The sequence below is a fragment of the Kineococcus deserti genome, assembly GCF_050871945.1.
Lineage (GTDB): Bacteria > Actinomycetota > Actinomycetes > Actinomycetales > Kineococcaceae > Kineococcus.
This window is the reverse complement of the sequence record NZ_JBJLSI010000071.1, coordinates 1-3,212: the sequence shown is the minus strand read 5'-3', so window position 1 is coordinate 3,212 and position 3,212 is coordinate 1. Positions and strand designations below refer to the sequence as shown.

General features: G+C 76.0%; 3 protein-coding genes. 1 reads left to right on the top strand and 2 read right to left on the bottom strand.

Annotated features, from left to right (window positions below; translation table 11 throughout):
* Positions 1–103 precede the first annotated feature (103 nt).
* Both ACRYR2_RS24945 and ACRYR2_RS24940 read right to left on the bottom strand, forming a co-directional pair.
* Positions 104–814: a response regulator gene (locus ACRYR2_RS24945; RefSeq protein WP_432565700.1), complete on the bottom strand. Its 711-nt coding sequence runs from the start codon at positions 812–814 to the stop codon at positions 104–106.
* The gene (locus tag ACRYR2_RS24940) at positions 811–2,142 is read right to left on the bottom strand and encodes a sensor histidine kinase (RefSeq protein ID WP_432565699.1); all 1,332 of its coding nucleotides are present in this window, start codon (positions 2,140–2,142) and stop codon (positions 811–813) included. The genes ACRYR2_RS24945 and ACRYR2_RS24940 overlap by 4 nt, the downstream gene beginning before the upstream one ends.
* A gap of 126 nt (positions 2,143–2,268) precedes the next feature.
* Here ACRYR2_RS24940 and ACRYR2_RS24935 point away from each other — a divergent pair, with 126 nt between their 5' ends.
* Positions 2,269–3,114 (top strand): NAD(P)-dependent oxidoreductase, encoded by an 846-nt coding sequence (locus tag ACRYR2_RS24935; RefSeq protein ID WP_432565698.1) that lies wholly within the window; start codon positions 2,269–2,271, stop codon positions 3,112–3,114.
* Positions 3,115–3,212: the final 98 nt, after the last annotated feature.

The following is a 3,212-nucleotide window of genomic DNA, read 5'->3' as shown; positions in this document are numbered from 1 at the left end:
CCCCCCCCCCCCCCCCCCCCCCCCCCCCCCCCCCCCCCCCCCCCCCCCCCCCCCCCCCCCCCCCCCCCCCCCCCCCCCCCCCCCCCCCCCCCCCACGACGGGGTCAGGCGTCGAGGAGGCCCGCGTCGTGCGCGACGATCGCGACCTGCACGCGGTTGTGCGCCCCGAGCTTGGTGAGCAACCGCGACACGTGCGTCTTCACGGTCGCCTCGCTCATGAACAACTCCCTGCCGATCTCGGCGTTCGACAGGCCCCGCCCGACCGCACCGAGCACCTCGCGCTCGCGGTCGGTCAGGGTCTGCAGCCGCTCGGTCGCCTCGCGCCGGCGCGGGTTGACCGCGTCGGCCGCGTAGTGCCCGACGAGGCGCCGGGTCACGGTGGGGGACAGCATCGCCTCGCCGGCGGCCACCACCCGCACGGCCGAGACCAGTTCACGCGGCGGGGTGTCCTTGAGCAGGAACCCCGTCGCGCCGGCCTGCAGCGCCTGGAACACGTACTCGTCGAGGTCGAACGTCGTGAGCATGACGACGCTCGGTGCCTGCGGCCGGTCGGTGATCGCCTTGGCCGCCGACAACCCGTCCATGACCGGCATCCGCACGTCCATCAGCACGATGTCCGGCCGGTGCGCGGCGACGCCCTCCACGGCCTGGGCGCCGTTCTCGGCCTCGCCCACGACCTCGATGTCGTCGGCGCTGGACAGGATCATCCGCAGCCCCGCGCGCACCAGCGCGTCGTCGTCCACGAGCAGCACCCGCGTCGGCCTGCCCTGCTCCTGCGCCGAGTCGCTCACCGAGGTCGCTCCCATCGTCGTCATCCGTCCACCCGTCCCGAACCCGCCGGGCTCCGCAGGATCCTCGCATCCGGCGGCGTCCACGCGGCGGACGCGCTGCGGCCCGCCTGCCCGTCCGGCGCCGGCCACGGCAACCGGGCCCGCACCGCGAAGCCACCCCCGGGTTCGGGGCCCGAGGTGATCGTCCCGTCGGCCAGCCCCACCCGCTCGGACAACCCCACCAGTCCCGACCCCGCCCCCGGCAGCCCGGCGGCCTGGCCCGAGGGGCGGGCGTTGACGACCTCGACGAGCATCTCGCGGCCGACACCGCCCGAGACCGTCACGACGGTCTGCGCGGAGGGGGCGTGCTTGTGGACGTTCGTCAGCGCCTCCTGCACGATCCGGTAGACCGTGCGGCCGAGTTCGGCGGGCACGTCGGCGTGCACGGGCACGTCGGTGCGGAACGCCGCGGCCACCCCGGCCTCCCGGGTCGACTCCACGAGCCGGCGGACGTCGACGAGCGTGGGCTGCGGGGCCAGTTCGGCCGCCGACGTCGCCGCCGAGACCGTGCCGGGCGCGCGCAGCACCCCCAGCACCCGCCGCAGGTCCTCCAGCGCCGAGCGGGCCGTCTCGCGGATCGTCGCCGCGGTCGCCTCCACCTGGTCGGGGCCGACGTCGGGGCGCACCTCCAGCCCGCCGGCGTGCAGCGCGACGAGCGAGATCCGGTGGGCCAGGACGTCGTGCATCTCGCGGGCGATGCGGGTGCGCTCGGCCAGCCGGGCCTGCTCGGCGCGCAGCACCTGCTCGTGCTCGGCGCGTTCGGCGCGTTCGCGCAGCGACCGCACCAGGTCCCGGCGGGCGCCGACGAACGCCCCGACGAACACGCACAACGACACCCCGACCACCGCGGCGGTGAGCGCGAAGCCCAACCCGTCGGACGTCGTCCGCAGCGACGCCGCGGTCACCGCGATCCCCGCGACCACCGACGTCAGGACCAGCAACCGGTCGCGGCGCCGGACCGCCAGCGTCAGCAGCGCCCAGAACAGCGCCCCGTCGAAGGCCAGCACGAACGAGACCGTCAGCGAGGCGATGCACAGCACGACGGGATGGCTGCGCCGCCACCACAGGGCCAGGCAGTTCGCGACGGCCAGCACCGCCGCCGCCACCTCCACCGGCCGCGCCTGCGAGACCCAGCCCAGGCCGTCGATGGGCGGCGGCCCGCCGGGCTGCGCCCGCGACGGACCCACCACGACGGCGTGGAACCAGAAGACGGCGAACCCGAGAGAGATCACGACGGCCACGACGTCCCGGACCCGCGGGGCGAACCGCCAGCGCGTGACCCACGGGTCGGCTGGGGGCACGAGCGCACTCACCGGCTCAGCGTAGGGAGTGCTCCAGCGTTCCACGTCCGTCGATCGTCCCTGACGGGCTCCGGCGTCCGTCGCACTCCGACACGACCTAGCATCCCGCGGTAGTCAACCCTCGAAGTGGAGATGCCCGTGACCACCCGTACCGCCTTCCTCGGACTCGGCCGGATGGGCCGCATCCTCGCCGGCCACCTGCTCACCGCCGGGCACGACGTCACCGTCTGGAACCGCACCCCGGGCAAGGACGCCGAGCTCGTCGCCGCGGGCGCGACCGCCGCGCCCACCGCGGCGGCGGCCGTCGAGGACGCCGAGGTCGTCGTGACCGCGCTGTTCGGGCCGGCCGCCGTCCGCGAGGTCGTGCTCGACGGCCTGGAGCTGCCGGCCGGGACGCTCTGGATCGACATCACGACGATCTCCCCGGCCGACGCGGCCGAGCACGCCACGTGGGCCGCGCAGCGGGGGGTCGACCACGTGCACGCACCCGTCGTCGGCTCGCTCGGGCCGGCCGCCGACCGGGCGCTGGGGGTCCTGGCCGGTGGACCGCAGGCGCAGCGGGCGGTGCCGTTCGTCTCCCTGTGGGCCGACCCCGAGCGGCTGCAGGTGCTGCCCGAGGCCGCAGCCGCCGCCACCGGCAAGCTCGTCGCCAACCTGGCCCTGGCGGTGTCCTTCCAGGGGCTGGTCGAGGCCGTGCGGCTCGGCACCTCCGGCGGCCTGGACCTGGACCAGGTGCTGACGACGCTGAAGGGCACCGGGCTGGGGTTCATCGCCGGTGCGAAGGGCGAGAACCTGCGGACCGGTCAGTTCGGGAACACCCAGTTCTCCGCCGACCTGCTGCTCAAGGACGCCGGGCTGATGCTGGACACCTCGGCGCTGCCGCTGCCCGCGCTGACCGCGGCGGCCCAGGCGCTGCTGGTGGCCCAGCGCGCGGGGCTGGGTGGTGAGGACTTCTCCGTCGTCGCGCGCGACGAGCTGGGCTGAGCGGTGGGGGGGGGGGGGGGGGGCGGCGCCCGCGCCCCACACAACCCCACACCCCCCCCCCCCCCCCCCCCCCCCCCCCACCCCCTAAAAAATGGAGA

Bases quoted from the DNA above. Each gene is read 5' to 3' on its own strand.
- ACRYR2_RS24945 (WP_432565700.1), bottom strand. From the start codon at position 814: ATGACGACGATGGGAGCGACCTCGGTGAGCGACTCGGCGCAGGAGCAG.